Annotated in this window: 15 protein-coding genes, 1 tRNA gene and 2 pseudogenes; 1 reads left to right on the top strand and 17 read right to left on the bottom strand. The window is 72.3% G+C overall.

Annotation, left to right across the window (positions count from 1 at the left end):
• Positions 1-26: 26 nt before the first annotated feature.
• On the bottom strand, positions 27-986 hold the full coding sequence (locus VLY81_RS09195) for a M23 family metallopeptidase (RefSeq protein ID WP_324667870.1): 960 nt from the start codon (positions 984-986) through the stop codon (positions 27-29).
• Entirely contained in the window at positions 983-2,464 is a 1,482-nt protein-coding gene (gene rlmD, locus VLY81_RS09200; RefSeq protein ID WP_324667871.1) for a 23S rRNA (uracil(1939)-C(5))-methyltransferase RlmD, read from the bottom strand. Before rlmD ends, VLY81_RS09195 begins: the two co-directional genes overlap by 4 nt.
• A gap of 82 nt (positions 2,465-2,546) precedes the next feature.
• Between rlmD and VLY81_RS14690 the strand changes: the two are divergent.
• A pseudogene (locus VLY81_RS14690) lies at positions 2,547-3,011 on the top strand (PRC-barrel domain-containing protein); the annotation flags it as partial.
• A gap of 359 nt (positions 3,012-3,370) precedes the next feature.
• On the opposite strand, the gene VLY81_RS09205 reads toward VLY81_RS14690, so the two are convergent.
• The 15 genes and pseudogenes from VLY81_RS09205 to VLY81_RS09270 all read right to left on the bottom strand — a co-directional run bounded on the left by VLY81_RS09205 (position 3,371) and on the right by VLY81_RS09270 (position 22,418).
• Positions 3,371-3,958, bottom strand: coding sequence for a class I SAM-dependent methyltransferase (locus VLY81_RS09205; protein ID WP_324670378.1), 588 nt, complete (start codon positions 3,956-3,958; stop codon positions 3,371-3,373).
• A gap of 18 nt (positions 3,959-3,976) precedes the next feature.
• On the bottom strand, positions 3,977-4,102 hold the full coding sequence (locus VLY81_RS09210; RefSeq protein ID WP_324667872.1) for a hypothetical protein: 126 nt from the start codon (positions 4,100-4,102) through the stop codon (positions 3,977-3,979).
• 7 nt (positions 4,103-4,109) lie between these two features.
• Positions 4,110-5,561, bottom strand: coding sequence for an FAD-dependent oxidoreductase (locus tag VLY81_RS09215; RefSeq protein ID WP_324667873.1), 1,452 nt, complete (start codon positions 5,559-5,561; stop codon positions 4,110-4,112).
• Between the two features lie 15 nt (positions 5,562-5,576).
• Positions 5,577-6,365 (bottom strand): protein disulfide oxidoreductase, encoded by a 789-nt coding sequence (gene pdo / locus VLY81_RS09220; RefSeq protein ID WP_324667874.1) that lies wholly within the window; start codon positions 6,363-6,365, stop codon positions 5,577-5,579.
• Positions 6,366-6,466: 101 nt separating this feature from the next.
• Positions 6,467-7,804 carry a cyclic 2,3-diphosphoglycerate synthase gene (locus VLY81_RS09225; protein ID WP_324667875.1) on the bottom strand — a complete coding sequence of 446 codons (1,338 nt, stop codon included), beginning with the start codon at positions 7,802-7,804 and terminating at the stop codon, positions 6,467-6,469.
• Between the two features lie 25 nt (positions 7,805-7,829).
• Positions 7,830-8,774 (bottom strand): ornithine carbamoyltransferase, encoded by a 945-nt coding sequence (argF, locus tag VLY81_RS09230; protein WP_405001364.1) that lies wholly within the window; start codon positions 8,772-8,774, stop codon positions 7,830-7,832.
• Positions 8,775-8,861: 87 nt separating this feature from the next.
• Positions 8,862-9,734 (bottom strand): prolipoprotein diacylglyceryl transferase, encoded by an 873-nt coding sequence (lgt, locus tag VLY81_RS09235; protein WP_324667877.1) that lies wholly within the window; start codon positions 9,732-9,734, stop codon positions 8,862-8,864.
• Positions 9,735-9,772: 38 nt separating this feature from the next.
• Positions 9,773-12,301, bottom strand: a complete 2,529-nt coding sequence (gene lon / locus VLY81_RS09240; RefSeq protein ID WP_324667878.1) for an endopeptidase La — start codon at positions 12,299-12,301, stop codon at positions 9,773-9,775.
• Position 12,302: 1 nt separating this feature from the next.
• Entirely contained in the window at positions 12,303-13,985 is a 1,683-nt protein-coding gene (gene lonB / locus VLY81_RS09245; RefSeq protein ID WP_324667879.1) for an ATP-dependent protease LonB, read from the bottom strand.
• A gap of 135 nt (positions 13,986-14,120) precedes the next feature.
• Positions 14,121-15,401 (bottom strand): ATP-dependent Clp protease ATP-binding subunit ClpX, encoded by a 1,281-nt coding sequence (clpX, locus tag VLY81_RS09250; RefSeq protein ID WP_324670379.1) that lies wholly within the window; start codon positions 15,399-15,401, stop codon positions 14,121-14,123.
• Between the two features lie 36 nt (positions 15,402-15,437).
• Positions 15,438-16,043 (bottom strand): ATP-dependent Clp endopeptidase proteolytic subunit ClpP, encoded by a 606-nt coding sequence (gene clpP / locus VLY81_RS09255; RefSeq protein WP_324667880.1) that lies wholly within the window; start codon positions 16,041-16,043, stop codon positions 15,438-15,440.
• A gap of 51 nt (positions 16,044-16,094) precedes the next feature.
• Positions 16,095-17,543 carry a trigger factor gene (tig, locus tag VLY81_RS09260; RefSeq protein ID WP_324667881.1) on the bottom strand — a complete coding sequence of 483 codons (1,449 nt, stop codon included), beginning with the start codon at positions 17,541-17,543 and terminating at the stop codon, positions 16,095-16,097.
• Positions 17,544-17,645: 102 nt separating this feature from the next.
• Positions 17,646-17,721, bottom strand: a tRNA-Gly gene (locus VLY81_RS09265).
• A 903-nt stretch (positions 17,722-18,624) separates the two neighbouring features.
• A pseudogene (locus VLY81_RS14695) lies at positions 18,625-20,979 on the bottom strand (lysylphosphatidylglycerol synthase domain-containing protein); the annotation flags it as partial.
• Positions 20,973-22,418 (bottom strand): aldehyde dehydrogenase family protein, encoded by a 1,446-nt coding sequence (locus VLY81_RS09270; RefSeq protein ID WP_324667882.1) that lies wholly within the window; start codon positions 22,416-22,418, stop codon positions 20,973-20,975. The gene VLY81_RS09270 and the pseudogene VLY81_RS14695, both read right to left, overlap by 7 nt.
• Positions 22,419-22,431 lie beyond the last annotated feature (13 nt).

Here is a 22,431-nt window from a genome sequence, read left to right on the forward strand (position 1 = left end):
TTTCGACGCCGGGCCGCCGCTGCCCTCTATCTGGCAACGGAGAGGAGCTCTGGTGGCCAGCGGCCGCCCTCCAGCAGGAGGCGCGGGTCGACGAAAGCCCGGGGCACCCACGCCGCCCAGTGGAGGTGGGGGCCCGTGGAGAAGCCCGTCGAGCCCACCTGCCCGATCACCTGGCCCTTGCGCACCATCTGGCCCTCCTGCACGGCCATGCTGCTCAGGTGCAGGTACGAGGTGAAGAGTCCCCAGCCGTGATCGAGGATGACGGTCTTGCCCGTCACCATGTGCTCTCGGGCCAGGACCACCCGGCCCGCGTTGGCCGCTCGCACCGGCGTCCCCGCGGGGGCGGCCAGATCGAGCCCCGAGTGCCGCTCGGTGACCCGACCGTTGACCTCCCGCATCAGCCCGAACTCGCTGGTGATCCGGCGGGCCCCGTCCAGAGGCCAGACGAAGGGGCCGTCCCAGAGCGGCTGCGGGCTCGAGCGAGCCCGTGCCGCCGCCACCTCCTCCGCCTCCCGGCGCTGGCGCTCGATGGCCTCGGGATCTCGAGGGCGCACCAGGGCCTCCTGCGAGGGAGGTACCGTCAGGCGCTGCACCTCGAAGTCACGGGGCTCGACGGGGAGCGTCAGCCGCACCTCCCGGCCCGAGGGCGCGCGCACCGCCAGCGGGTAGGCGCCGGGCTCCTGATGGTAGGAGACCGCCACCAGCGCCGCCACCCGCCCCTGCCCCGCGGGGTAGAAGCCGAAGCGCTGGCCGGCCAGCTCGCCGCTCCACCCCTCCGGCTCGCCGTCGACGCCGGCCCCGGTCACGACCACCGCGACGAACTCGCCGGGCCTCACCCGGTCCGGCCCCACCGTCACGTCCCACGGGCCCTCGGAGACGGCCGTACGCCCGGACCTGGCCAGACCGCCGCCGACTCCGAGCAGCGCCAGGACCAGCACCGTCGAGGCCAGGCCGGCCAGCCGGCCGTCCGCTCCGAGCCCTCTCATCGTGCGCCTCCCCTCCTGACCAGGTGGGTCACCGCCTCGACGTGAGCCGTGTGGGGAAAGAGATCCACAGGCTGCACCGGGCCCCACTCGTAGGCGGAACCCGCCCGCTCCGTCCGCTCCAGCAGCTGCCGCAGGTCCCGGGCCATGGTGGCCGGGTTGCACGAGACGTAGACCACGAGATCCGGGGCGGCGCGCGCCAGGGTCTCGACGACCCGGGCGTCCAGCCCCTTGCGGGGAGGGTCGACCACGACCATGACCGGGCCTCCGGCTGCGGCCCGCCGCTTCGCCATCTCCTCGGGCAGCACCTGCTCGACGGGCCCCACCACGAACCGGGCGTGGTCGACGCCGTTGAGCGCCGCGTTGCGGCGGGCGTCGGCGACGGCACGGGGGTCCTCCTCGACGCCCACCAGCCGCTCCACGAGATCGGCGGCGGCCAGCCCGATGCCGCCGACCCCGCAGTAGAGATCCAGCAGCAGACCCTGCCCCGGCGGCAGCCCCCGGCTGGCCAGGAAGCCCTCGACGCGCCGGCGCACCTCCCGATACAGCACCTCGGCCTGCCGGGTGTTGACCTGGAAGAAGGCGGTGGCCGACAGCTCCAGCGTCAACCCGGCCACCCGCTCGTAGAGGCGATCGCGCCCCCAGATCAGGCGGTTGTGCGGGCCCAGCACGACGTTGGTGCGGCGGGGGTTGACGTTTTGCACCATCCCCACCAGCTCGGCGACCCGCTCCCGCACACGCTGCGCCATGTCGGCCAGCACGCCCGGGCGCGGCTCCTCGAGCGAGGCCGTCACCAGGACCAGGAGCGCCTCGCCCGTCGCCTCGCCCACCCGTGCCAGGACGTGGCGCACCCAGCCCCGCCCCGAGGCCTCGTCGTAGACTGGCAGTCCCAGCGCCTCGATGGCGTCTCGAGCGGCGGCGGCGAGCCTCACGTTGGTCGGGTGCTGGACCGCGCAGTCCGAGACGGGCACCACCTCGTGGGAACCCCGGCGGTAGAAGCCTACCACGGGGCGCCCCTGCTCGTCGCGCCCCACCGGGTGCAGGGCCTTGTTGCGGTACGACCAGGGACGCTCCATCCCCAGCGTGGGCCGCACCCGCTCCTCGGCCCCGTCGAGGCCCCCGATGCGCGCCAGGGCGTCCACCACCGTGCGGCGCTTGGCCTCCAGCTGCGCCGGGTACGCGAGGGCCATGAGCGGACAGCCGCCGCACGCCTCCACCACGGGGCACGGCGGCGCCACCCGCTGGGGCGACCGCTCCACCAGCCGCTCGAGGCGGGCACGGGCGTGGCGGGCGGCACGTTGGGTGACGGTGGCCTCGACCCGGTCGCCGGGCAGGCCCCCCTCGACGAAGACCACCAGGCCGTCGGGGGTGCGCGCGACCCCGTCGCCGTGCGGGTCCAGCGATCGCACGGCCAGCTCCAGTCGGTCGCCGACCCCGGGCCCGCTCCCCCGGCGCTCCTCCCCCGTCTCGCCCTCGGTCACGGCCTCGTCGCCCTCCCGTACTATCTCGCCGGCCTCCCAGCGTATCCATCCAGGCGAGAGTGGACAACGGAGGGACGCTTCGATGGTGAAGAGCCGCCGCCTGCTGGGGCTTCAGGTCATCGACCTCGACGACGGCCGGGCGGTGGGCCGCGTCAACCGCCTCATCTTCGATCCGCGGGCCCGGCGGGTCCGGGCCCTCATCGTCGCCTCGGGGCACTGGCCGGCCGAGGACCAGGTACTGGAGTGGAGCCGGGCGGTCGGCGTCGGTCAGCACGCCGTCACCATCCGGGGAGCCCAGGCGCTGGCCCGGCCGGGCGCCCTGCCGGAGCTCCAGCCGCTGCTGCGTCGCCCGCTGCGGGTCTACGGCACCCGCGTGCTGACCGAGGACGGGGAGTTCCTCGGCAACGTCGAGGAGCTGCTCATCGACCCCCGCAGCGGCGAGGTGGCGCGGGTGATCCTGGCGCCGGCGGGGCTGGCCCAACGCCTGCGCGGGCGGGCCTCCATCCCCGCCGACGCCGTCCTCGTCATGGGCGAGGACGCGATGGTGGTGCGGGCCTCGACCGTTGCGCAACCGGGGCGCGCCTGGCCGGACGGTGCCCGGCCGCCCGGGTTGCGTATCCGCTCTCCCCGCAACGGCTCGGCGACGCCCGCCTCGGCCGCGGCGCCCGGCGCTCCTCGGCCGGCGATGGCGAAGCGTCGACGAGCGCCGCTGCTCCGGACCGCCAGGCGGTCGACAGCCGCGGCGCGCGCAACGACCGCCGTCGGGCCTGGTCGCGCCGCTCCGGCTGGCCGCCCGTCGAGGGTGGGCGCTGCTGAGGGGCCGCCGGTCGCCGCACCCCTCGGACGGCGGTCCTGGCGGCACGCCGGCGTCGGGGTGAGCCGGATCCCACCGGGTCGACGATCGGCTCAGGACAGGTCCTGGGGCCGTCGGCCGGCCACCAGACCCACGCCTTCGCGGGACACGCCCTGGATCGGGGTCAGGCCCGCATCTTCCATCATGGCCTCGATCTGCCCGGTGGTGAGGCGCCGGCAGCCCTGCGCGGCCTCGTCGGGGCGCAGCACCCAATCGACCACCAGCAGCACCCCGCCCGGTGCCAGGCGCCGCGCCACCTCGGCCAGGGCCTGCGAGGGCTCTCGCATGCAATGGAGGCTGTAGGTGAACGTCGCCGCCGCGAACCGCGGCAGGCGCAGGCTCGACAGGTGATGGGCGTCGTGCCGCAGGCACCCCACCAGGTGCTCGACGCCGAGGCGGCTCGCCTCTTCGAAGGCCCGGGCGAAGCCCAGGTCGCTGGTGTCGATGCCGAGCACCGGTCTTCCCGTCTCCCGGGCGAGCCGTGCGGCCAGCCGGCCCTCGGAGCACCCCACGTCCAGGATGGCACGCTCGCCACCGAGGCGGGCCCGGCGGAAGCCCGCGCCCTCCCACCGCCGGCGCCAGGTCTCGTAGCGCGCCGGCCACGGGGGCTCGTTCGCCCGCCCGGCGGGCTCGTCAGGCAGGGTGTCCGCCCCGCTCGCTCACCGGCCGGGGTGACGACGCCATCCCGGCGTCGTCCGGGCGCCGCGGGCCATGAGCGCCTCCAGCACCGCCCCGACGGTCGCCTCGGTGCTGCCCCAGACGGCGACGACCGGCCCGCTGCCCACGGCCTCCTCACGCCCCCCGCGCCGTCTCGCCCGCCGCTCGCGCCGACCCGGGCTCTTGCTCGCGACCCGCCGCCTTGCCCCACGCCCGGGCGGCCATCAGGATGGGGTCCCAGACGGGGGCCAACGGCGGGGCGTAGCTCAGGTCCAGCTCGGCCACCTCGTCCACGTCCATGCCCGCCGTGACGGCCACCGCCAGCACGTCGACCCGCTTGGCGACGGCACCCGCCGGGCCCACCGCCTGGGCACCCAGCAGCCGGCCGCTGCGCCGGTCGCCCACCAGCCACAGGTGCACCGGACCGGGGCCCGGGTAGTAGTGCGCCCGGCTCCCGTGCCGCACGTAGGCGGTCACCGGCTCCCAGCCCTCGGCCGCCGCCTCCGCCTCCGTCAGGCCGGTGCGGCCCACCTCCACGTCGAAGATCCGCAACGCGGCCGTCCCCACCACGCCCCGGAAGGTGGCGTCGCCCCCGGCCGCGTTCTCGCCGGCGATGCGCCCCATCTTGTTGGAGGTGGTGCCCAGGGGGATCCAGGCCGGCCGTCGGAGCACCCGGTGCCAGGTCTCCACCCCATCGCCCGCCGCGTAGATGTGCGGGTCGCTGGTGAGCAGGCGGTGGTCCACCGCCACGGCGCCGGTACTGCCCAGCCGCAGCCCTGCCTGGCGCGCCAGCTCCACGTTGGGCCGGATGCCCGTCGCCAGGAGCACCAGATCGGCGGGCAACGTGCGGCCCGAGGCCGTCCGCACGGCCGTGGCGGCTCCCCCGTCGCCCGCTCCCTCGACGGCGGCCAGCGCCTCGTTCACGTGCACGTCCACCCCGTGGCGGCGCAGCTCCGCCTCCACGTGGGCGGCCAGATCCGGGTGGTAGCCGGGCAGCACCTGCCCGGCCATCTCCACCAGGCTCACCGACAGGCCCCGGGCCGTCAGTGCCTCGGCCACCTCCAGGCCGATGGGACCGGCCCCCACCAGCACGGCCCGGGGCCGACCGCCGTCCGTCCGGTCGGGCCCGGTCAGCACGTCGACGTGCCGACGCATCGCGATGCCGTCCTCGAGGGTGCGCAGCACGAAGACGCCGGGGCGCCCGACCCCGGGCACCGGCGGCCGCACGGCCGACGCGCCGGTGGCCAGCACCAGGACGTCGTAAGCCACCTCGCGCACCTCGCCGTCGGCCAGCCCCCTCACCTGCACCCGGCGGGACGACGGGTCGAGCGCCGTCACCTCGTGGCCGACGAAGACGTCGATGTCCCGCCGCTCCTTGAAGAAGGCAGGGGAGTAGACCACCAGATCCTCCGAGCGCCCCACCAGGCCGGCGAGGTAGTAGGGCAAGCCGCACGAACCATACGAGACGAAGCCGGTCCGCTCGAAGACGAGGATCTCCAGGCTCGGATCCATGCGCCGCGCCCGCGAGGCGGCGCTCATGCCTGCGGCCACGCCCCCTACCACGATCAGCCTGCGCCGCGCCGGCATGGCCCGTGACGCTCCTCAGGCCTCTCGGTGCCCGTGGGAGCCGTGGTCGTGGTGGTGGTCATGATCGTGATGATGGTGGTGATGGGCATGGTCAGGATGGTGGTCGTCACCGGCATCCGCCTCGCCCCACGGATCGCCGGGCTCCTCGGCCAGCCCCACCGCCGCCAGCACGTACTGCAGCATCACCGCCTCGGGCACGGCGCCCTCCACCTCCTGGCGGTCGTTGATGACGGTCTTGGGCACCCCGTAGACCCCGTAGCGGTCGGCCAGCTCCGGAAACTCCAGGGCCTCCACCATGTCGGCCCTCACGAAGGGGCTCTCCATGGCGAACTGGTGGGCCAGCCGCACGGCCTTGGGGCAGTACGGGCAGGTGGGCGTCACGAAGACCTGGATGTGCACGGGCTGGGTGATGCGGCTCAGCTTCTGCCGCGTCGCCGCCGACAGCCGCGTCGTCCCGTTGGAGACGTCCACCAGGTCCTCGACCAGGCTGCCGAACTCGTAGCCCGCCGGGATGCCGAAGTAGCGGACGCGCGTGTCGGTGCCGTCCTCCCGCAGGAGCACCAGGGCCGGCACCTTGTCGACGTCGTAGCCCTGTGCGCGCTCGGGCTGCTGGCCGATCTCGACCACCTCGTAGGCGACGCGGTCGCTGAGGCCGGCCAGCTCCGCCACCAGCTCGGCGGTCTGGCCGCAGTACTGGCAACGTCCCGACTCGGAGTCGACGAAGAGCAGCACCTTGACCTTGCCGGGCACCTTGGCGAACAGGTCCTGCAGGTACGATCGATCCCTGGCCGAAAGCAACGGCACGGTCCATTCCCCCTAAAGGCTACGATACCCGGTAGGGTATCTTCACATGCACTATAGCCGGCCCGATCGGGCCGGTCAATACCCCGGCAGTCCGGGGCGGACTAACGCCCCCGGGTGGCCGCCACGATCCGCTGCTCCAGCACCTCGGCCAGCGTCGGACGGGTGCGCTCCCGCAGGTCGTAGCGCACGCGCACGGCCGGCTTCTCCATCGCCATGATGCGGCGCAGGTCGATGGGCGTGCCGATGACGACCACGTCGGCGGGCGTCGCCCGGATGGTCTGCTCCAGCTCGCGGATCTGCTCGGCGCCGTAGCCCATGGCGGGCAGCACGTCGTGCAGGTGCGGGTAGCGGGCGAAGGTCTCCCGGATGGAGCCCACCGCGTACGGCCGAGGGTCGACCAGGGTGGCCCCGTGCCGGCGGGCCGCCAGCGCCCCGGCGCCGTAGCGCATCTCCCCGTGGGTCAGCGTGGGGCCATCTTCGATGACCAGGGCCCGGCGCCCAGCCAGCCGGTCGGGCTCGTCGACCGTGATGGGCGACTCGGCCTCGATGACCAGGGCGTGGGGATTGAGGGCGGCGATGCTGGCGCGCAGCGCCTCCACCGCCTCGGGCGGGGCCGTGTCGACCTTGTTGATGACCGCCACGTGGGCCATGCGGGCGTTGGTCTCGCCCGGGTGGTAGGTGCGCTCGTGGTCCAGCCGGTGCGGGTCGAAGACCGTGATTTGCAGGTCGGGCCGGTAGAAGGGGAAGTCGTTGTTGCCGCCGTCCCAGATGAGCACGTCGGCCTCGGCCTGGGCCCGGTCCAGGATGGCCCCGTAGTCGACGCCGGCGTAGACCACGTTGCCGCGGTCCAGGTGGGGCTCGTACTCCTCCCGCTCCTCGATGGTGCAGTCGTAGCGGTCCAGGTCGTCGTAGGAGGCGAAGCGCTGCACCGCCTGCTGCTCCAGCCGCCCGTACGGCATGGGATGGCGCACCACCGCCACCCTGAGCCCCCGGGCGGTGAGCGCCTCCGCCACCCGCCGGGTGGTCTGGCTCTTGCCGGCCCCGGTGCGCACCGCCGTCACCGCCACCACCGGCACCCGCGCCCGCAGCATGGTGCTGCGCGGGCCCATGAGGCGGAAGTCCGCGCCCGCCGCCAGCACGGCCGACGCGTGGTGCATCACGTAGGTGTGGGGCACGTCGCTGTACGCGAAGACGACCTCGTCGGCCTCCAGGTCCCGCACCAGGCGCACGAGCTCCGTCTCGGGGTAGATGGGGATGCCCTGCGGGTAGCGGGCGCCGGCCAGGGCCGGCGGGTAGGTGCGGCCCTCGATGTTGGGGATCTGGGTGGCGGTGAAGGCCACCACCTCGTAGTCGGGGTTGTCGCGGAAGAAGACGTTGAAGTTGTGGAAGTCTCGCCCCGCGGCGCCCATGATGATGACGCGGGTCGGTCGGGTGCCCATCGGATGCCCTCCTCGCTGCCCCTTCCTACAGGTTGCCCCCCAGCAGGAGCAGTAGCAGCGCTTTCTGGCTATGCAGGCGGTTCTCCGCCTGGTCCCAGACGACCGAGTGGGGGCCGTCGATGACCTCGTCGGTGATCTCCTCGCCCCGGTGGGCCGGCAGGCAGTGCATGACCAGCACGTGGGGCGCGGCCTCCGCCACCAGGCGCGCGTCGACCCGGTAGGCCGCCAGGTCCTTGACCCGTCGCTCGTGCTCGGCCTCCTGCCCCATGCTGGCCCACACGTCGGTGTAGATGACGTCCGCCCCCCGTACGGCCCGGTGCGGATCGCCGGTCAGCTCCACGCTGCCGCCCGACGCCTCGGCCTCGATGCGGGCCAGTGCGACCGCCTGCTCCTCCAACTGGTAGCCGGGAGGGCTGGCCACCACCACGTGCATCCCCAGCCGCGCGCCTCCCCACATCAGCGCCCGCGCGACGTTATTGCCGTCGCCTACGTAGGCGAGACGCACGCCCGCCAGCCGGCCGAGGCGCTCCTGAATGGTCATGAAGTCCGCCAGGGCCTGCACGGGGTGCAGGTAGTCGGTCAACCCGTTGATGACCGGCACCGTGGCCGCCTGCGCCAGCGCCTCGACCTCCTGATGGGCGTAGGTGCGGATCATGATGGCATCGACGTAACGCGACAGCACCCGCCCCGTATCCTGGATGGTCTCGCCCCGCCCGAGCTGCAGCTCCTGGGCGCTCAGCGTCAGGGCATGGCCCCCGAGCTGCGCCATGGCCACGTCGAACGAGACGCGCGTGCGGGTCGACGGCTTCTGGAAGATGAGGGCCAGGCTGCGCCCCGCCAGCGGGGCGATGCGCACCCCTGCCCGCTGCCACGCCTTGAGCCGATGCCCCAGCTCCAGCACCCGCTCCGTCTCCACCCGGGAGAGGTCCAGCGGCGAGAGCAGGTCCCGCCCCCGCATGCCCGCTCCCACTTCATCCTCCACGAGACGCCGCAGCGCGCCCAGCCCGTCCAGTGCGAACTGCACGATCTGGTCCCACCTCCTGTCGGGCACCATCCCTCATTCTACCATCGCGGGCCTCCCCCGCCATCGCAGCCAGGCCCACCACGCGGCCCCCACCGCCAACCCGCCCAGGCTCACCCACTGGGCCAGGCTCATCCCCAGCGCGAGCGCCTCTCCGATGCGCACCCACTCCACGCCCCACCGCACCGCCGAGTAGGCGACCAGGTAGAGCGCCGCCAGCTCGCCCGGCCGGCGGCGGGCCCGGCGCCGGTAGGCCAGCAGGCCCGCCACGGCCAGGGCCGCCAGGATGGACTCGTACAGGAAGGCCGGGTGGAAATAGGCCGCCATCTCGTAGCCGGGCGGGCGCATCGGCTCGGGGACGTAGAGCCCCCAGGGCAGCTCCGTCGGGTAGCCGAGCACCTCCCGGTTGAAGAAGTTGCCCCAGCGCCCGATGGCCTGCGCCAGGAGCACCGAGGGCGCCACCACGTCGGCCAGCGCCGCCGCGTCGAGCCGGCGCCGCCGCGCCAGCCACAGGATGGCCAGCACCGCGCCGGCCAGGGCCCCGTGGATGGAGAGCCCTCCCATGCGCGTGCGCAGCGCGTCCAGGGGATGCAGGACGAAGTAGTCCAGGTTTTGCAGCACGTAGACCAGCCGGGCGCCGACCAGGCCCATCGGGATCCCCAGGAGGGCCAGGTCCACCAGGTCGTCCGGGGCCAATCCCGCTCGCACGCGCTCGGGCTGCGCCACCAGCCAGGCCGGCACGAAGGAGAGGGCGATGACCAGACCGTACCAGCGCACCCCGACGGGCCCGATCCAGAAGGCCACGGGGTCGAGCGGTCGCCTGCCCCGCCACGCCTCGGCCAACGAGCCACCGGCGACGACGGCGACGAGGGTGGCCACGAGCACCCCGGCCACGGCCCAGGCGGCCACCCTCGGACCGTGGTGGGCGGCTGCGGGCCGGTCTCGTCTCAGGCGGGCTCCGGCCACGCCTGCTCGCCGCCCATGTCGGTCTCGTCGGCCGGCAGCTCGTCTACGCCCGCGTACGGCACCGGGGTCTGCGGCAGGCTGGAGGCCACCATGTCGGCGAAGGCGAGGCGCAGCACCTCGTCCATGTGAGCGACGGGGTGCACCTCCAGCTGCCGGCGCACCGCCACGGGCACCTCGTCGAGGTCCTGGAGGTTGTCCCGTGGCAGCACCAGGTGACGGATGCCATAGCGATGGGCGGCCAGCACCTTCTCCTTGAGCCCGCCCACGGGCAGCACCCGCCCCTGCAGCGTGATCTCGCCCGTCATGGCCACGTCACGGCGCACCGGCCGCCCCAGCAACGCCGATACCAGCGCCACCGCCATGGTGATGCCCGCCGAGGGGCCGTCCTTGGGGATGGCACCCTCGGGGACGTGCACGTGGATGTCGACCCGCTCGTAGAAGCCGGGATCGACGCCCAGCTGCCGGGCCCTGGAGCGGACGTAGCTGTAGGAGGCCTGGGCCGACTCCCGCATCACCTCGCCCAGCTTGCCCGTCAGCCACAGCTTGCCCCGGCCCGGCACCACCGCCACCTCGATGGCCAGCAGATCGCCACCCCACTCGGTGTAGGCCAGGCCCAGGGCCAGGCCCACGCGGTCCTCCCCCTCGGTGTGGGAGTCGTGGTAGCGGGGAGGCCCCAGCCACCGCGCCAGGCTCGACGCGCTCACCCGCACCCGCGTCTCGGGCTCCTTGACCACCCGGCGGGCCGTCTTGCGGCACAGGGTGGCGATCTGGCGCTCCAGCTCCCGCACCCCCGCCTCCCGCGTGTAGCCGCGGATGATGGCCGCCACGGCACCCGGCGCCACCGACAGGTGGGCCTCCGACAGCCCGTGAGCCTGGCGCTGGCGGGGGATGAGGTGGCGCACCGCGATCTGCACCTTCTCGGCCTCGGTGTAGCCGGGGATGGTGATGGTCTCCATGCGGTCGCGCAACGGCCGCGGGATGGCCTGCAGCACGTTGCCGGTGGTGATGAACAGCACGTCCGACAGGTCGAAGGGCACCTCGAGGTAGTGATCGGCGAAGGCGTGATTCTGCTCCGGGTCCAGCACCTCGAGCAGCGCGGCGGCAGGGTCGCCCCTGAAGTCGGAGCTGAGCTTGTCGACCTCGTCGAGCAGCAGCACCGGGTTGCGCACACCGGCCTGGCGCATGGCCTGCACGATCTTGCCCGGCATGGCGCCCACGTAGGTGCGCCGGTGCCCCCGGATCTCGGCCTCGTCGCGCACCCCACCCAGGCTGATCCGCACCAACCGCCGCTCCAGCGCCCGCGCCACCGACCGCGCCAGCGACGTCTTGCCGACGCCCGGTGGCCCGATGAGGCAGAGGATGGTGGCGCGAGCCCGCTCCCGCGCCAGCTGCCGCACCGCCAAAAACTCCAGCACCCGCTCCTTGACCTGCTCGAGCCCGTAGTGGTCCTCGTCCAGGACGCGCTCGGCCGCCTCGAGGTCCAGCCGGTCCGTGGTGCGGGCGCTCCACGGCAGGGCCAGCAGCCAGTCGAGGTAAGTGCGCACCACCACGGCCTCGGCGGCCAGCGGTGGCATCTTCTCCAGGCGTGCCACCTCGTGCTCCGCCCTGGCCTGCACGCCCTCGGGCAGCCCCGCCTGGCGGATGCGCCGGCGCAGCTCCTCCAACTCGGAGCCGCGCTCGCCCTCTCCCTCCCGCTCCACCGCTTCCCGGGCGACCGCCCTGACGGCGGCACGGCCCGCCGGCTCCCGGCCGGGCTCGCCCGGCGCCCGCCCACGCCCGCCACGGGGTTGCGCCAGCAGCAGCTCGATCTCGCGGTGCAGCAGCGCCAGCAGCCGCTCCAGGCTCTCGACGCCCCCCGACGACTCCAGCAGCATCTGCTTCTCCTCGAAGGGCAACGCGAGCTGGGCGGCCACCACGTCGCACAGCCGCTCCGGCGAGGCGGCCCGCGCCAGCGACAGGGCCAGCTCGGGCCAGGGCTGGCCGCCGAGGCGCGAGTACTCCTCCAGGGAGGTCAGCAGCGCATCGACCAGCGAGCGCCGGTGGGCCGCGGCCTGCGGCTGGCTCGCCCACGGGGCGGCACCGTCCGCGTCCAGCGGCACGGCCCTCACCCGCATGCGCGGCTCCACCCCGGCGAAGGCGGTGATGCGCGCCCGAAAGAGTCCCTCGACCGTCACCCGCAGGCGTCCGCCGGCCACCCGCAGCACCTGGTCGACCCGGGCCACGGTGCCCACCTCGTAGATGTCGGCTGGCGAAGGCTCCACCAGGTGGGGGTCGCGCTGAGCGGTCAGCATCAAAAGCGGCGGTGACTGGCCGGCGGCCTCCTCGACGGCGGCCACCGACCGGGGCCGTCCGATCTCCAGGGACGCCGCCATGTGAGGGAAGACGACCATCCCCCGCAACGCGAGCAGGGGCAGGTGCAACACCCGCCCGGGCTCCTCCCCCACCGGCCACACCCCCTGCCTCCCGTCGGGCGTCGCCTCGTCGTCGATGCCCGGCGGAGTCGCCCTCATCTTACCCCGTGCCGGAGCAGGCCGTCAAAACGCCGTCCCGACGGGCCTCCACCGGCTCGGGCACGGCGGCCTCCACCGCCCGCTCGACCACCTCCCGCAGGTGCTCGACCGCCACCACCTCGATGCCCTCGAGCTGCTGCAGGATGGCCAGGTGGTTTTCCCGGGGAATGAGGATGGTGCGGATGCCGTTGCGACGGGCCGCCTCCACCTTGGGGACGATGCCGCCGACGGGCCGGATGAGCCCCCGCACCGACAGCTCCCCGGTGATGGCGATGCCGGGCCGCACGGGTCGCCCCGCCACGGCCGAGTAGGCGGCCACCGCCATGGCCGCCCCCGCCGACGGCCCGTCGACGGGCGCGCCGCCAGGGAAGTTGATGTGCACGTCGTGCGCCCGCACCGGCACGCCGAACTGGTGCTCCAACACCGTCTGGAGCACCTCGACGGAGCTTCTGGCCAGGCTCTTGCGGCGCAGCGTGTGGCCCGGGCCTCCCAGCTCCTCCTCCTCGGTCACGCCCGTCACCGTCAGCCGGCCGCCGCCGGGCGTGGCCGCCGGGCGTGCCGTCGCCTCGATCTCCACCACCATCCCCGAGTTGGGGCCCCAGACCGCCAACCCGTAGACCAGTCCCACCGCCGGCTCCCGCCGCACGGTCACGTGGGGCCGCGGCGAGTACTGCCCGTTGTTGACCACCCACTCGAGATCCGCGGCGGTGATGGCCTTGCGCCCCTCGGAGATGACCAGCCCCGCCGCCACCTGCACCATGTTGACCGCTTCCCGGCCGTTGGCGGCGTAGCGCTGGACCACCTCGACCGCCGCCTCGTCCATGGGCAGCCCCACCTTCTCGGCGGCGCCCCGGGCGATGCGGCCGATCTGCTCGGGCGTCAGCGGCTTGAAGAAGACCTCGAGGCAGCGGGAGCGGATGGCCGGCGAGATCTCCTCGGGCAGCCGGGTGGTGGCCCCCACCAGCCGGAAGTCGGCCGGCAGCCCGTTTTGGAAGATGTCGTGGATGTGGGCCGGGATGTTGGTATCCTCGCTGGAGTAGTAGGCGCTCTCGAAGTAGACCCGCCGGTCCTCCAGCACCTTGAGCAGGCGGTTGAGCTGGATGGGGTGCAGCTCGCCGAGCTCGTCGATGAAGAGGATGCCGCCGTGCGCCTTGGTGACGGCCCCCGGCTTGGGCTGCGGGATGCCGGCGATGCCCATGGGGCCCGCCCCCTGGTAGATGGGGTCGTGCACCGAGCCCAACAGGGGGTCGGCGATGCCCCGGTCGTCGAAGCGCGACGCGGTGGCGTCCACCTCCACGAAGCGGGCGTCGGCCTTGAAGGGGGAGAGGGGGTTGCGCTTGGCCTCCTCCAGCACCAGCCGCGCCGCCGCGGTCTTGCCCACGCCCGGCGGCCCGTAGATGATGACGTGCTGCGGGTTGGGCCCACACAGGGCCGCCCGCAGGGCCCGGACGCCCTCCTCCTGCCCCACGATCTCCTCGAAGGAGCTGGGGCGTGTCTTGGCGGCCAGCGGCTCGGTCAGCGAGATGGACCGCAACCGGCGCAGGCGCTCCATCTCCCGCCGCGACTCGCGCTCGATGGCCGAGCGGTTGACCTGCTGGGCCCGCAGCAGGTTGAAGAAGTACAGCCCGACGACGGCGGCGAAGAAGAAGTTGAGCAGGGCGAAGACCGCCAGGAGATCCGACATGCGCGACCCTTCCCCCGCGGCCGGCGCCCGGGGGCTGGCCCCTGGGGCGCCGGGCCGGCTTCCAGCCTGTGGCTAGTATGCCGCGGGACGGAAGGTCTAACACATCGGGGCGTCGGACGGACCTGGGGGAGAGCCTCAGGCGCTCTCCTCTCGTTTGCGGGCGCGAGGGGCACTGGCGGCCGGGCGGTCCACCCGGATCAGGCGGGGCGCCACCCCCCGCTCCACCACCTCGGCCGTCACGGTGCACTTCTTGACGTCGCCGGCCGAGGGCACGTCGAACATGACGTCGAGCATGATCTCCTCGATGATGGAGCGCAGACCCCGGGCGCCGCTCTTGCGCTCCATGGCCTTGCGGGCGATGGCGCGGATGGCATCCTCGGTGAACTCCAGCTCCACCCCGTCCATCTCCAGCAGCTTCTTGTACTGCTTGATGAGGGCGTTCTTGGGCTCCGTCAGGATGCGCATCATGTCGTCCTCGGCCAGCGCATCGAGAGCCACCACGATGGGGAGCCGGCCGATGAACTCGGGGATCATGCCGAACTTGAGCAGGTCCTCCGGCATCACCTGGCGCAGGATGTCGCCGATCTGGCGCTCCTGCTTGCGCTGGATGGTGGCGCCGAAGCCCATGGTCTTCTGGCGGATGCGGTTCTCGATGATCTTCTCCAGGCTCTCGAAGGCCCCGCCGCAGATGAACAGGATGTTGGTGGTGTCGATCTGGATGAACTCCTGGTGAGGGTGCTTGCGCCCGCCCTGCGGCGGCACGCTGGCCACCGTGCCCTCCAGGATCTTGAGCAGGGCCTGCTGCACGCCCTCGCCCGAGACGTCCCGGGTGATGGAGGGGTTCTCCGACTTGCGGGCGATCTTGTCGACCTCGTCGATGTAGATGATGCCGCGCTCGGCCCGCTCCACGTCGTAGTCGGCGTTCTGGACGAGGCGCAGCAGGACGTTCTCCACGTCCTCGCCCACGTAGCCGGCCTCGGTCAGCGACGTGGCGTCGGCGATGGCGAAGGGCACGTTGAGGATGCGAGCCAGCGTCTGGGCCAGCAGCGTCTTGCCCGAGCCCGTGGGGCCCAGGAGGAGGATGTTGCTCTTCTGCAGCTCCACGTCATCGGCCCGCATGCCGGAGTTGATGCGCTTGTAGTGGTTGTAGACGGCCACCGAGAGCACCTTCTTGGCGTGCTCCTGGCCGATGACGTACTGATCCAGGATGCCCTTGATCTCGGCCGGCTTGGGCAACGTGCCGAGCTGGGCGTCGATCTCCTCGGCTCCCTGGTCGTCGATGATCTCGTTGCACAGCTCCACGCACTCGTCGCAGATGTAGACGCCCGGGCCCGCGATGAGCTTCTTGACCTGCTCCTGCGACTTGCCGCAAAACGAACACTTCAGCTGCGCCTTCTCGTCGGTGAACTTCATCATGCCCACTATGCCGCCCCCCGCGGGCCCGGATCGGTCCTAGCGCTTGGCGGGCCGAGCCGGCTCCTTGAGGATCTCGTCCACGATCCCGTACTCCCGGGCCTCCTCGGCCGACATGTAGAAGTTGCGGTCGGTGTCCTTCTCGATACGCTCCATGGGCTGACCGGTGTGCCTGCTCAGGATCTCGTTGCCGATCTGCTTGAGGCGCAGGATCTCCCGGGCCTCGATCTCGATCTCGGTGGCCTGCCCCCGCACACCGCCCATCGGCTGGTGGATCATGACCCGCGAGTAGGGCAGCGCGTAGCGCTTGCCCTTCTGGCCCGCCGCCAGCAGCAGGGCCGCCATGCTGGCCGCCATGCCGATGCAGATGGTGGAGACGTTCTTGACGTACTGCATGGTGTCGTAGATGGCCAGCCCCGCGTAGACCAGCCCGCCGGGGCTGTTGATGTACAGCGAGATGTCCTTCTCCGGGTCCTCCGACTGCAAGAAGAGCATCTGGGCGATGACCAGGTTGGCCACGTAGTCGTCGATGGGGCCGCCGATGAAGATGATGCGCTCCTTGAGCAGGCGCGAGTAGATGTCGTAGGCCCGTTCGCCCCGAGGCGTCTGCTCCACGACGATGGGTACCAGCTGGTTGGTCACCATGTCGGTCCTCCCACCTTCCGTGATGGGGTCGCCTGCAGCGTCACCGCTCCATTATCCCTCATGCAGCTCGGCGTGGGCCTCGGAGGGCACCGGCTCGCTCCTGGCCGGCTGCTGCACCTCCAGCACGGCCGCCAGCTCGGCGGACTCGTCCTCACCGAGCCCCTCCTCCTCGCGCTCGGTCACCTCGGCCTGCTCCACCAGCCAGGCCACCGTGCGATCCCGGCGCAGGCCGATGCGCACCGACTCTCGCAGCTCCTCCGCCAGCTGCTGCTGGCGGGCCCGCTCCTGTCGGCGGCGCCGCTCCGAGACGGGCCCGGCGTCGCCGCCGCCCCGGATGGCCCCCATCATCTCCTCGACGCGCCGCTCCACCTCGTCGGGATCCGGCTCGATGGACTCCTGGCGGGCGACCGCGTCGAGCACCAGCTCCTCGGTCAGCTGCCGGCGCGCCTCGGGCTCCAGGCTCTGCACCAGCTCGGCGGCGCTGCGCCCCGTCAGCTCCAGGTAGCGCTCCACCGTCAGGCCCTGGGCCGCGAGGCGCTCGGCCAGGTCCCGCAGCAGCCGGTCGGTCCTCCGCCGTAGCATGGGCTCGGGCACTTCGACCCTGGCCTCCTGCGCCACCCGCTCGACCACCCGCCGGCTCAGCTCGGCCCGCCCCTTGCGGTCGGCCGAGGCCTCCAGGCTGCGGCGGATGGCCGCCTTGAGCTCGCCCAGGTCGGCGTACCCGCCCACCTGCTGCGCCAGCTCGTCGACGGCCGGCAGGCGCTTGGCCTTGACCGCCTGGACGGTGACGGTGAAGGCCAGGCGCTTGCCCGCCAGGTCCTTGACCGGGTAATCGGCGGGTACGTCGAGCTCGAACTGGCGCTGCTCGCCGGGGCGCATCCCCTCGATGGCGGCGTCGAAGCCCGGCAGCACCTGCTCGGAGCCCACCTCCAGCGTCCGCCCCCGAGCCGCCCCGCCCCTGAAGGGTCGCCCGTCGAGGAGAGCGTCGTAGTCCACCTCGACGTAGAGCCCCCGCTGGACGGGCCGGTCCACCGGCTCCAGCACGGCCAGTTGCTCCTGCAGCCGGCGCAGCACCCGGTCGACGTCGCCGTCGCTGACCCGGCGGACGACCCGCTCGACCTTCACCCCTCTATACGTACCCAGGGTGACCTCGGGCTTAACCGTCACCTCGGCCTTGAAGACGAGGGGTTTGTCCTCTTCCATCTGCACGATGTCGACCCGGGGGTCCTCGACGGGCTCGAGGCCGCTTTGCTGCACGGCCTCACGGTAGGCCTGGGGGAGCAGGATGTCCAGGGCCTCGTCGTAGACGGGCTGCAGCCCCAGCCGCGCCCGCAGCACCTCGGGCGGCACCCGACCCGGGCGAAAGCCAGGCACCCGGACCCGTTGCGCCAGGCGCCGGTAGGCCTCGCCCATGCTGCGGCGCACCTCGTCAGCCGACACCTCCACCTCGAGGGAGACCTTGCTGCCTTCCAGGGGATGGATCGTTGCCTTGACGCTCACCGGCGCGGCTCCTTCCGCGGGTCGTGGCCATCCGGCCCCAGACGCAAAATCAGCCTGATCGACCTCGGGCCGACCAGGCCGCCACTTGCGACGGGGAGGAGATGGAGCGGATGACGGGATTCGAACCCGCGACCCTCGCCATGGCAAGGCGATGCTCTACCAGCTGAGCTACATCCGCTCGCGGGGCCGGCCCTGCGTCGGCCGGCTCCAAGGCGCAGTCTACACAGCCCGGGGGGCGGCTGTCAAGGCGAGCCTCGCTCATCACGACCTCTCGTGCACTGAGTCGTCTGGGAAACGCCGCGTCCCCGTGGCTCACCAGGGCCGCCCCCAGGGCCAGATAGGCCGCGACGGCCATCACGGCCAGGCCTCGGGCCGCAGCGGACACGCCTCGCCGGATGAGGCCCAAGTATAACACGATGCCGGCCGTGAATACGGAGAGGAAGGCTTGTGCCAGCGGGCGGAGATGGGCCGTCTCACTCGGCAAGGGCAGCCACGGTAGGGCCAGCCCCGCCAGGGCTAGCGGGGCGAGAAGCGCGAGGGTCATGATGTGCCCCGTCCGCTCCCATCGTGACCGAGGCACCGGGCGCGCGCTGGACGCCGCCGGCGTGGGCTTCCGCTCCTCCTCCAGGGCTTCTGCGACCAGCAAGGCCATCGGCGGCAGGATGGGCAGCAAGTATCGGATGACCCTCCAGGCGATGGCATGCAACGCCAGGAAGCCCATCACCGCCCATACGATGACAAATGTACGCGTCGTCGCGGCCTGGTGAGCCGACGGGCCCTCCTGCCTCACCTTGCGCAACGCTTGCGTCAGCGCTCCCGGAAGCCATCCGCTCCAGGGAAGGAAGGCGGCTGCCAGGAGCGGTACGTAGCCGAGGACGAGCGCAAGTCCTTGGGCGGCGGGGGCGCCGGCGAAGAACCGCGCCGTCCCTCCTGTGAAGAAAACCTCCACGAAAGACGGACCCAGTCGCCACGCCTCCACCACGAACCACGACAGCCCGAGCACGCCAAAGAGTAACGCACCGCCGAGCGTGTGCGCCACGGCACGCGCAGTCGAGCCCACGAATTGCGCAGGGCTTCTCCGCCCCAGCAGGGCATAGGCAGCCACGATGACCGCGGTCAGTGCGACGCCAAAGGGGCCACGGCTCAGCATCTCCCCGGCCAGGGCCACCCAGGCCAGGTAAACGAACGCGACGTGCCGCCTGGCCTCGAACTGCAGGACCGCCCAGAAGGCCAGCGTCGCGAAGAAGGCGGTCGCGACGTCTTGCTGCGGGACCAGGACCGCGTACCAGAAGAGGGTGGACGTCAGCAGCACCCACCCTGCCCGGACGGCGACCCGCTCCGGCAGGTACAGTCGTCCGACGTCGACCGTCAACCACAGCAGACCGAGCCCCATGAGCACCTGCCACAGCCTGGCAGCCAGTTCGTTGACGCCCAAGAGTTTGAAGCTCAAGGCCAGCATCCAGAGGGTCAGGGGCGGCTTGTCGACGATCGCATCCGGGGCAGCCGGGTGGCGGGGCGTCACCCAATCACGGCTTTGCAGCATCTGCTGCGCGATCTCGGCGTAGTAGTGAGAGTCTCCGTCCGTCAGGGGGGCTGCCAGGGGCACCACGAACAAGACGAGTGCACTGACCCATAGCAGGCGGCGCATCGTTGCAGGGTGCCGAAGCCCCTGCCTCCCGATCAGGCGGAGGTACTCCAGCACCGTGGGGATGATCCGGATCTTGCTCGTCCCCCGTTTTCGGTCGTAGCGCAAGACCAGGGGGATCTCGCTGACTCGTGCACCCAGGCTGCCCAGGTGCAGAAGCAGTTGGGCTGTGCAGGCAAACGTCCTTCCGTCGACGAGGGCGTCGCCGTATCGCGCGAAGGCCTCCTGCAACACGGCAGCTCGATATGCTCGGTAGCCCGACGTGTAGTCACGGACTCCACGGATCGGCACCGCGACACGCAGCAACCCGTTGACAACCCGGCTCATCAAGCGGCGGAGCCACGGAACCCCAATCTCCCTCGCGCCGGCCCGGTACCGGGACGCGATGACGACGTCGTATCCCCGGAAGACCTGATCCAGCATGGCGGGAGCCTGTGCCGGATCCTGCGTGTCGTCCGCGTCGAGACAGAGGATGACGTCAGAGGGATGCGCCCGCTGGGCGGCCCACTGCAAACCATCGCGCAGCGTCGGGGCAAGCCCCTGGTTGGTGGGATGCCGGAGGATGGTGGCAGGGCATCCATGCCGCTCGGCAGCTTCACGGGCAGCGTCTCCCGTCCCGTCCACGCTGCCGTCGTCGACCACCACCACGTGATGGCGCGTACCAGCGAGGGCTAGCGCTATCCGGCCGATGAGGGGGCCGATGTTGGACGCCTCGTTGTAAGCGGGCAGTACCACCCACGCGGAGCCCCCGCCTTCACCGCTCCCGGAAACGGCCCTTGCCGCTTGCGGGCGGGTCGCGACCGCTGACGATTGCACCGCGGTCTCTCGGCGCCGAAAGAGGGTGCTCCACGTGGCCATCAGGATACCTCCAGCGATGGAAGGTAGATAGTAGGCGAGGAGGCGGTCCAGCACAACGACACCAGCTGCATCGGGGGAAATGCCACCGGCGGGGTCAAGTGCGTGGCTCAGCAGCAACCCCGACGACCATTCAGAGATGCCCATGCCCCCTGGCACCATGGACGCGACCCCCGTGAGCGAGCCGAGCATGAACGCGACGGAGGCATCTCCGACGCCGCCACGCCACCCGAGGGCCGCGGCTGCCAGCTCCGCCCGCAGGGCCTCAAGGCCGAGGGCGAGGATGGACAGACCGGCTACTCCCGCTCGAAGCTCGGCGCTCGGTGCAGGCAGACTGCCGAGGAGACGCCGGCTCCATGGCCCAAGTGGACCGGGCAGGTAGATGAGGGCGCCCATGCCCATGGCGCCCGCCGCGGCTGCCGCGTAAGACAGCCAGCGCAGCAAAGCCAGGCCTGCATCGGGGCGGCCGTCCGTCCACACACTGCCCGCGATACCAGCCAGGAGCATCAAGGCCGCCAGATCGTAGAGCCGCTCCCAAAGCGTCAGGCCCAGGGCCTGTCCGAAGCGTACGCCCTCTCCAGTAGCCATGAGCGCCGGCTTGCCGAGGTCGACCGCACGCCCCGGCGCGACGGCCCCGGCAGCCACCCCCACCGGTACCATGGCCAGGGCCTTGCCCCACGACAGCGAGCGACCGAGGGCCCACTTGAGCATCTGCCGCCAGCGCAAGGCCTTGAGGACCAGGTTGGCCAGCCCCGCGAGCGCGGCTGTCGCCACCACGGGCGGGGACGCGTCGCGGATGACGCGGGCGACGCCGGCAGACCAGGACGAGTAGACGAACCATCCCAACAAGGCCACCCCGACCAACGCCAGGGCAATCGGCGCCCAACGCCGATGGCGTCGCAGGTGAGGGGTGCTGCCGGCCTCCTGGCTCAGCACACGCCATCCGGACAGCGGATGCTGACCATCTGCACGTTGGTCATCTCCTCGATGGCGAAGCGCACGCCCTCGCGGCCGAGGCCACTTTGGCGGTTGCCACCGTAGGGCATGTGGTCGGCCCGGAAGGTGGGCGCGTCGTTGACGACGATGCCGCCGAAGTCCAGCGCCCGGATAGCCCGCAGGACGGCGCCCAGGTCTCGGGTGAAGATCCCGGCCTGCAGCCCGTACTCGGTGGCATTGGCCATGGCCAGGCCCTCGTCGAGCTGGTCGAAGGGGATGACCGACGCCACCGGGCCGAAGGCCTCCTGCGCCACCACGCGCAGCTCCGGTCGCACGTCGGTCAAGAGCGTCGGCCAGACGACGGGGCCCTCTCGCCGCCCGCCGGCCACCACCCGGGCCCCCGCCTCGGTCGCCTCGCGCACCCACGTCTCGATGCGCCGGGCCTCGGCGACGTCGATCATGGGCCCCACGTCGACGCCCTCCTGCAGCGGGTCGCCCACCGCCATGGCGCGCGTGGCCTCGGCCAGCCGCTCCAGGAAGGGCTCGTAGACGGCGCGCTGCACGTAGATCCGCTGCACCGAGAGGCAGACCTGGCCGGAGTTGTAGAAGGCGCCCACGGCCGAGCGCCGGGCCGCCAGATCCAGGTCGGCGTCGGATGCCACCACCACGGGTGAGGTGTTGCCCAGCTCGAGGGTCACCTTTTTGATGCCGGCCTTCTGGGTGATGGCGCGGCCCACCGCGCTGCTGCCGGTGAAGGTGACCATCCCCACCCGGGGGTCCGTCACCAGCAGGTCTCCCACCGTCGCGCCCGGCCCCACCACGAGCTCGATGGCCCCCTCCGGCAGCCCCGCCTCCTCCATCGCCTCGCACAGCATGACGGCCGTCAGCGGCGTGTAGCTGGCAGGCTTGAGCACCACGGCGTTGCCGGCCGCCAGCGCCGGGGCCACCTTGTGGGCCACCAGGTTGAGGGGGAAGTTGAAGGGGGTGATGGCCGCCACCACCCCCACCGGACGCCGCACGAAGAAGCCGAAGTACCCCTCGCCCGCCGGCACGGCGTCGAGCGGCACCGTCTCGCCGTGGATGCGGCGTGCCTCTTCGGCGGCGATGGTGAAGGTGGTGATGCCCCGCTCCACCTCGACCCGCGCGTACTTGAGCGCCTTGCCGGCCTCCGCGGCGATGGTGCGGGCGAAGGTCTCCTTGCGCTCCTGCAGGATGGCCGCGATCCGGGCCAGGATGGCGGCCCGCCGGTGGGCCGGCAGGGCCGCCATGACCGGCGCCGCCCGGGCGGCCGCCTCGACGGCTCGGGCGACCAGCCCGGCATCGGCCTGCCCGACGACGCCGATGGCCTCGCCCGTGTACTTGTGTCGCACCGTCAGGGTCTGCCGGGTCGGGACCCACCGGCCGCCGACGTACAGCTGGCCCTGGTGCACCGGGCCCATCGGGGGCGCCTCC

Origin of the sequence: Limnochorda sp. LNt (assembly GCF_035593265.1) — a bacterium.
GTDB classification, from domain to species: domain Bacteria; phylum Bacillota; class Limnochordia; order Limnochordales; family Geochordaceae; genus Geochorda; species Geochorda subterranea.

Excerpts from the sequence above, each read along its gene's own strand:
- VLY81_RS09195 (WP_324667870.1), bottom strand. The coding sequence starts at position 986 with ATGAGAGGGCTCGGAGCGGACGGCCGGCTGGCCGGCCTGGCCTCGACG.
- VLY81_RS09215 (WP_324667873.1), bottom strand. The coding sequence starts at position 5,561 with ATGCCGGCGCGGCGCAGGCTGATCGTGGTAGGGGGCGTGGCCGCAGGC.
- VLY81_RS09225 (WP_324667875.1), bottom strand. The coding sequence starts at position 7,804 with ATGGGCACCCGACCGACCCGCGTCATCATCATGGGCGCCGCGGGGCGA.
- lon (WP_324667878.1), bottom strand. The coding sequence starts at position 12,301 with ATGAGGGCGACTCCGCCGGGCATCGACGACGAGGCGACGCCCGACGGG.
- lonB (WP_324667879.1), bottom strand. The coding sequence starts at position 13,985 with ATGTCGGATCTCCTGGCGGTCTTCGCCCTGCTCAACTTCTTCTTCGCC.
- clpX (WP_324670379.1), bottom strand. The coding sequence starts at position 15,401 with ATGATGAAGTTCACCGACGAGAAGGCGCAGCTGAAGTGTTCGTTTTGC.
- clpP (WP_324667880.1), bottom strand. The coding sequence starts at position 16,043 with ATGGTGACCAACCAGCTGGTACCCATCGTCGTGGAGCAGACGCCTCGG.
- VLY81_RS09270 (WP_324667882.1), bottom strand. The coding sequence starts at position 22,418 with ATGGGCCCGGTGCACCAGGGCCAGCTGTACGTCGGCGGCCGGTGGGTC.